The 7,358-nt window shown below is 27.4% G+C and carries 7 protein-coding genes; all 7 read right to left on the bottom strand.

Annotated elements, in window-relative coordinates:
• Positions 1-280: 280 nt before the first annotated feature.
• Complete coding sequence (locus tag Q5O44_RS13930; RefSeq protein WP_022169057.1) at positions 281-532, bottom strand: phage holin; 252 nt, start codon at positions 530-532, stop codon at positions 281-283.
• 99 nt (positions 533-631) lie between these two features.
• Complete coding sequence (locus tag Q5O44_RS13925) at positions 632-937, bottom strand: hypothetical protein (RefSeq protein WP_022169056.1); 306 nt, start codon at positions 935-937, stop codon at positions 632-634.
• A gap of 102 nt (positions 938-1,039) precedes the next feature.
• The gene (gene miaB, locus Q5O44_RS13920; RefSeq protein ID WP_022169055.1) at positions 1,040-2,371 is read right to left on the bottom strand and encodes a tRNA (N6-isopentenyl adenosine(37)-C2)-methylthiotransferase MiaB; all 1,332 of its coding nucleotides are present in this window, start codon (positions 2,369-2,371) and stop codon (positions 1,040-1,042) included.
• A 109-nt stretch (positions 2,372-2,480) separates the two neighbouring features.
• A complete protein-coding gene (locus tag Q5O44_RS13915; protein WP_022169054.1) occupies positions 2,481-3,410 on the bottom strand; it encodes an N-acetyltransferase in 930 nt (309 codons plus the stop codon).
• Between the two features lie 105 nt (positions 3,411-3,515).
• Positions 3,516-5,423 carry a bifunctional 4-hydroxy-3-methylbut-2-enyl diphosphate reductase/30S ribosomal protein S1 gene (locus tag Q5O44_RS13910; protein ID WP_022169053.1) on the bottom strand — a complete coding sequence of 636 codons (1,908 nt, stop codon included), beginning with the start codon at positions 5,421-5,423 and terminating at the stop codon, positions 3,516-3,518.
• A 31-nt stretch (positions 5,424-5,454) separates the two neighbouring features.
• Positions 5,455-6,111 carry a (d)CMP kinase gene (gene cmk / locus Q5O44_RS13905; protein ID WP_022169052.1) on the bottom strand — a complete coding sequence of 219 codons (657 nt, stop codon included), beginning with the start codon at positions 6,109-6,111 and terminating at the stop codon, positions 5,455-5,457.
• A 76-nt stretch (positions 6,112-6,187) separates the two neighbouring features.
• Positions 6,188-7,358: NAD(P)/FAD-dependent oxidoreductase (locus Q5O44_RS13900; RefSeq protein ID WP_302638204.1), on the bottom strand; the 1,171-nt coding region annotated here is incomplete at its 5' end.

Below are 7,358 nucleotides of genomic sequence, written 5' to 3'. Positions count from 1 at the left end.
TATTAAGCCATTTTAATAAATTATACAACATTGCAAAAAGAATATAAAGTAAATAAAAAGAAACAAATTTATCTAAAATTAACTTCATTTATTAAAAATAATACAATTTTATATTTATACATATACTCCTCCGAGATTTTGTATGCAAAACGAGTTTTATTCATTAGTTTTGCATATTTATACTTATATTTTTTTAATAATTAATAATAAAAATAAGGTCTCTTAAAAGACCTTATTTTAAAAAACTATAATTATTCTATTATTGCAGAAATTACTTTAATTAGCTTTCTTTATTACTTTTATCAGCTAGTTTATCAGAAACACCTGGAATATAAGCTTTAGCATTATTTGTTGGATCATTTAGCACGCCCAGCAAAATTAAAATGCTACAGATGGTATCTATTATACCCATAATTTTATCACTATTGATGTCTAAGCCAAATTGACATAATAGACTTACAATAAGTGCAGCTAAAGCTAATATGGTACCTCTGTTATTTAATCTAGTTAAAATAGACTTCCACACTGACATGATTCACGTCTCCTCTTAATTTTTATAACTATATACTATTAGTAAATAATATTTTAAATTTATAATAAATATTACTATTTTAATTTAAAATAAAATATCTTAATAAGTGAACTCAATGGCAATAAACTTACTTTTACAACAATCAACTATTTCGCATTTACAACCATATGCCTTTTGTAGCTTATCTTTGTAATCTGAAAGTTCTTTAAAACTTCCTCCAATAGGTACTTTAACTATGATTCCTTCACCATTTTCTATCTTATAGTGCCTCTTTATCTTATATTTTGAAAGGCCTAATTTAATCCAGATATTTAAAAGCCGTGAACATCGTATTCTGGCAAAATCAATACAGCCTATAACCAGTGAAACACCTCCTAAAATTAATCCTATGCTAAGTAAATCCATATATTATCACCTTTTGATTTAGTTTTATATAAAAATATATTAAAGTAAGTTATAAAATATATATATAAAATTAAAAAAGCTGCCATATGCGGCAGCTTTAAGTTATTTAATTACTTCACCTATTAGTGAGAAGTTTTGAGCTCTTGTTATTTTTACATTCACAATGTCTCCAGCGTTTATACCTTCACCAGTAAAGTTAACTAATCTTCCTGTTCTTGTTCTTCCTGTAAGTTTCTCAGCATCATTTTTGCTGTTTCCTTCTACTAATACTTCAAGTATATTGCCTTCTTCAGCCTTGTTTTGTGCAATTACTCTTTCATTTACTGCAGCAACTAATCTATTAAATCTATGGTGCTTATCTTCTTCACTAACTTGATTTAACATCATATCAGCTGGTGTATTATTTCTTCTTGAATAAATGAAAGTAAATGCTGAAGAATATCCTACTTCTTTAACAAGTTCTAATGTCTCTTGGAAATCTTCTTCTGTTTCTCCAGGGAAACCAACAATAATATCTGTTGTTAAAGTTACTCCTGGTATTTCTTCTTTGATCTTCTTTACTAAATCTAAGTAATATTCTCTTGTATAATGTCTATTCATTTTCTTTAATATGCTATTTGATCCACTTTGTACTGGTAAATGGATTTGTTCACATAATTTATCACATTCTTTAATAGCCATTATTACATCAACTGTAAGGTCTTTAGGATGAGATGTCATAAATCTAACTCTTTCTAATCCTTCTATTTCATTAATCATTCTTAAAAGTTTAGCAAAATCAACGTCTTCTTCTAATCCTTTACCGTATGAGTTTACGTTTTGCCCAAGTAAAGTTATTTCTTTATAACCTTGTGCAACAAGCTCTCTTATTTCCTTTAATATATCTTCAGGTTTTCTTGAACGTTCTCTTCCTCTTACATATGGTACGATACAATAAGTACAGAAGTTATTACAGCCATACATTATTGTTACGAAAGCTTTTACACTGCTTTCTCTATCTATTGGAAGCCCTTCAACAATGTCTGTTTCTTTATTGAATATTTCTTTTATTTGAACCCCTTCAGTTCTAACTCTATTTAAATATTCTGGGAATTTATATGCATTATGAGTACCAAATATAATATTTACGTATGGGAATTCTTTTAAAATTCTATCTGCCATACCTTCTTGCTGCATCATACATCCACATATTCCTATAATTAAGTCTGGATTTTTCTTCTTTAACTTTTTAAGAGCTCCTAAGTTACCAAAAACTTTATTTTCAGCATTTTCTCTTACGCAGCAAGTGTTAAATAATATTATACCTGCTTCTTCTTTATTTTCAGTTCTTGTATATCCAATTCTTTTAAGCATACCAGAAAGTTTTTCAGAATCTTCTTCATTCATTTGACAACCCCAAGTTTCGATATAGTATTTTAATAATTTATCGTTCATTGTTTATACTCCTTTGTAACCTACTATTATTAACATAATCATTTAATATTATAATAAAAAATTATGACAATTAAAAGAATGTATGCTTATATTTATATTAATTTTTTTATTACTTTTCTCTTTTCCAGTTATTTATGGAGTACTCATATTTAAATCCACATTTATTATATAAGTTTATGGCCTTAGTATTATTTTCATCAACTCTAATGTATAAATCTAATATATTTCTATCTATACATTCATTAATAATTTGTTTCAATAATAATTCACCAAACCCCTTACCTCTAAAAGCAGAAACGATACCGAAATTAACAACAGTATATCGACCTCTACTATAAATAACTTGACCATAACCAATGGCACTATTATTCATCATCAAAAAAATAGAGAGATCTTCTATATAGTATTCTTGTTTAATATCATTTTCAATATCTGTAACATCAATTTCTGCTCGCATTTTATCATGAAAAATATCATTTTGTATGTCACATCTTAATTTTTCATCTTTACCTATTTTAAATTTTTTAAAGTAAATATTGGGAATCATTAAATTTTTACCACAATTATATTCAATGACATCTTTATCTTCAGTTATCTTTTTAAGCAAACTTTCATAATTATTTTTCTCTTTATTAAATAATACAAGTTTCATTAAAAATGTTTCTTTATATTTACAAAAACCTAACTTACATAATACACTATTTATTGCTTCGTTGTTTGATTCCTCATAAATAAGCATATCGTTATCAAATTCTTGTAGTATATCCTTGTCTACAAGCTCTAAATATGATGGTTTTACATATAAAGACCACACCTTAATGGGATTTTCAAAAGGTACATTGTACCAAATATAACCAATAACTTTTTCATCATGGACAAATAATTTCACAAATTTTTTTAGTAATATCTTTGAAAAAAAGCTTTCACTTTCGTAATACTTAAAAAAATCTTTGTCATAAGTTTTAAAATTCAATTTTTCTGCACTTAACTTTTTAAATCTATCCAAATTGCTATTTGATAACTTTTCTAACGATAACATGCCTATCCCTTCTAACACCAAACTTTTTAAAGACAAAAAGATTACACTGGAATAATATGTGTAATCTTTTTTAATAATACCTTATAATTTTATAAAGGCTAAATTTTATTCAGCATCTTTTATGCTAAGTGCTATTTTTTTATTTTCTTTATCAATGCTTAATATTATACATTTAACTTCTTCACCAATAGATAAAACTTCACTTGGATGTTTTATGTGATCATGGCTAATTTTTGAAATATGAACTAACCCATCTATTCCTGGTTCTAATTCAACAAAAGCACCAAAATCATTGATTCTAACTACTTTTCCTAAAACTGCTGAACCTTCGCTGTACTTTTCATCAACAACGCTCCATGGTTCAGGAGTTAATTCTTTAATACTTAATGATAATTTCTTTGCATCTTTATCTAAGTTTATTATCTTAACATCTACAATTTGACCGATTTTTAATACTTCTTCACAAGATTTTATGTGGCTCCATGAAATTTGTGATAAATGTATTAATCCATCAACACCATAAACTTCTGCAAAAGCACCAAAGTTTGTAAATCTCTTTATTTCAGCTTTTACAATGTCACCAACTTGAAGAGAGTCCCAAGTAATATTCTCTTTTTTAGCTTTAGCTTCTTCTAAAAGAGTCTTTCTTGAAGCAACAATTTTTGAAAGATTTTCTTTTGAAAAATCTATAAGCTTAACAGTCATTTCTGTTCCTACTAAACTTTCTTTATCTTCAACATATTTGATATCAATTTGTGAAGATGGTATAAATATTCTTACACCATTGTAGTATGCAACTAATCCTTTTTCTTTTGCTGCAGTTACTTTGATTGTTAACTCTTCATTGTTTTCATATACTTTTTCTAAGTATCCTAAAGCTTCTTCTTTTTCAAATTCAAGTCTTGATAATACAACATAGTTATCTTCATTTTTTAATTTGATAACTTTAGCCTTTATTGTATCACCAACTTTAATATTATTTAAAACTTCTTCAAGCTTTTCTGCTGATGTAAGTTCTTTAAATGGAATAACACCATCTGATTTGTATCCTACTAAAGATATTACTACAACATCGTTAGTTATAGATAAAATTTCTCCTTCTACTTCATCTCCAATACGAAATCTTCTATCCATTTCGTTCATTAACTCTAATTGATTTTCCATTTTTTTATTCCCCTCCAACTTATCAATAACTTCCTTTATAATCCAATCTGGAGTTGATGCTCCAGCTGTTATCCCAATTTTTTCGAATGATTCGTTTTCAATAAATTCTTTTGGTAATTCATTTACATTTTCAATGTGTATAGTATTGATACAGTTGTTTTTAGCTATTTCATAAAGCTTTGTAGTATTTGAGCTGTTTTTTCCACCTACAACTATAACTGCATCACTTACTTTAGAAAGTTCATCAATACTCTTTTGTCTTACTTCTGTAGCTGAACATATTGTATTAAATGATAAAAGTTCCTTAACATGTGGAGTTAAATTGTTAATAGTATTTTGCCAATTAGCCTCTTTTTCAGTGGTCTGTGATACTGCACATACTTTTTTAGGAAGTTCTTCATCAAATTCACCGTTATTTGTTACTATTGCATCATTGTTACACCAGCCGTTTATACCTACAACTTCTGGATGTTTTTTATCACCTAAAATTACAATTTTATATCCTAAAGAAGAATACTTATTAACCTTCTTCTGTATATTCGTAACGTAAGGGCAAGTTGCATTAACAACTATAAGATTTCTTGCTTTTAGTGATTCAATAACTTCAATTCCTACTCCATGGGAACGTATTACTATTACATCGCCTTCTTTTAGCATATCAATGTTCTCAAATTCTACTGAATATATATTATTTTCTTCTAAAAATTTAACAACATCATTATTATGAATCAAAGGACCTAATGTATATATCTTTTTACTATACTGTTTTTGAATTTTAATTGCTTCTTCTACTGCTCTTTGAACTCCAAAGCAAAATCCAGCATTTTCAGCAAGCGTGATTTTTTTCATATTATTTCTCCTAAGTTAAATCAATATAATTTTATTTTAATATATTTTCAATATAATTACAAATTATTTCAGTAACTTCATTTATATTATAATTTGAACTATCTATTTCTATTGCATCATCAGCTTTTCTTAATGGATCAACTTCTCTTGTGCTATCAATAGTATCTCTTCTTATTATTTCACTTAATATTTCATCATAATTAACTTCAAGGCCTCTTTCAGTTAACTCTTTATATCTTCTATTAGCACGTTCTTCCGCACTGGCAGTTAAGAAAAATTTGAATTTTGAATCTTTTAAAACTACAGTACCAATATCTCTTCCATCCATAATTACATCATATTTTTCTGACATATTTCTCTGTAATTCAACTAACTTAGCTCTAACTTCAGGTATAGTAGCATAATTTGAAACTATTGCACTTATTTCTGGCATTGTAATTTCTTCTTGTACGTTAACTCCATTTAGAATTAAATCATCATTTTCAAAATGCATTTCCATAGTATCAACTAGCTTGACTAATTTTTCTACCTCTTCTGGCTTAACATCATTACGCTCTGCCATTAAAGCAACTGCTCTATACATTGCTCCAGTATTTATATACATAAGGTCAAATTTTTTTCCTACTAGCTTTGCTATGGTACTCTTCCCTGCACCAGCTGGTCCATCTATTGCAACTGATATTCTCATATTATTCCGCCTTTCAAAATTATGTATTATTTTTATCCTTTAAAATTATATAATCATTATTTAAAGTTCACAAGTATTATAAATATTTTCCTGCCAAATATCCAGTAGATAATGCAATTTGTACATTATAACCTCCAGTAAAGGCATCAATATCTATAACTTCACCGGCAAATGATAGGTTATTAATAATTTTTGATTTCATTGTTGAAGGGTCAATTTCTAAAGTAGACACTCCACCTGAAGTAACTATAGCTTCTGCTAAAGGTCTTAATCCTTTTACTTTACCTTTTATATTTTTTATAGCATTTACAAGATTCCTTCTTTCAACTTTAGTTATTTCATTTACTTTTTTATAAGGATCTATCATTGAAAGTTTTATTATCAGTGGAATCATTTTTTGTGGTAATAAATCATCTAATGAATTTCTAAAATCTTTATTAATATACTTTTTAAAATCTTTTTGTATTCTTAAGTCTAGTTCTTTTTCATCTAAAGACGGCTTTAAATCAATAGAAATTGAATATGTATCTTTATAATCTATAAATCGTGAACCAGATAATACTATAGGACCAGATATCCCATATGAAGTAAATTTCATTTCTCCTTGATTTGAATACTTAACCTTATTCTTACTATCTAGTATATCTAACTTGATATTCTTTAATGTTAATCCAATTAATTCTTTAAACCAATCTCCATTTAACTCAACTGGTACCAATGAAGGTTTTAAATCAATTATTTTATGACCCATTTTTTCAGCTAAAACTTGCCCTTCACCTCTTGATCCAGTTAAAGGATAAGATGCTCCACCAGTAGCAATAATGAAATAATCAGCACTGATTCTTTCACTACCATTTATTTCAACCGATTTAATAATATCATTTTCTAAGAACACATCTGTAACTTTAGAATTTAATCTAATATCTACCTTAGCCTTGCTTAGTTTTTTAGATAAAGCTTTTATTATATCTGATGACTTATCAGACTCTGGAAAAACTCTTCCACCACGCTCTACCTTTAATTTTGTTCCTTCATTTTCTATCATCTCTATAACATCATTATTAGTAAATGAATATAAAGCACTATAAAGGAAATGTGGATTACCTGGTATATAATCAAAAAAGTCACCAATATCCTTAGCGTTTGTTATATTGCATCTTCCTTTTCCTGTAATAAATAGCTTCTTAGCTATTTTTTCATTACTATCAATCAAAAGTACTTTATGGTTTTCAGCAGCTGTTATGGCA

The organism is Clostridium sp. CAG:221 (assembly GCA_000435835.1).
GTDB lineage: Bacteria > Bacillota > Clostridia > Clostridiales > Clostridiaceae > Clostridium.
Note: the sequence above shows the minus strand (reverse complement) of the source record. Positions and strands in the feature narration are given on the sequence as shown.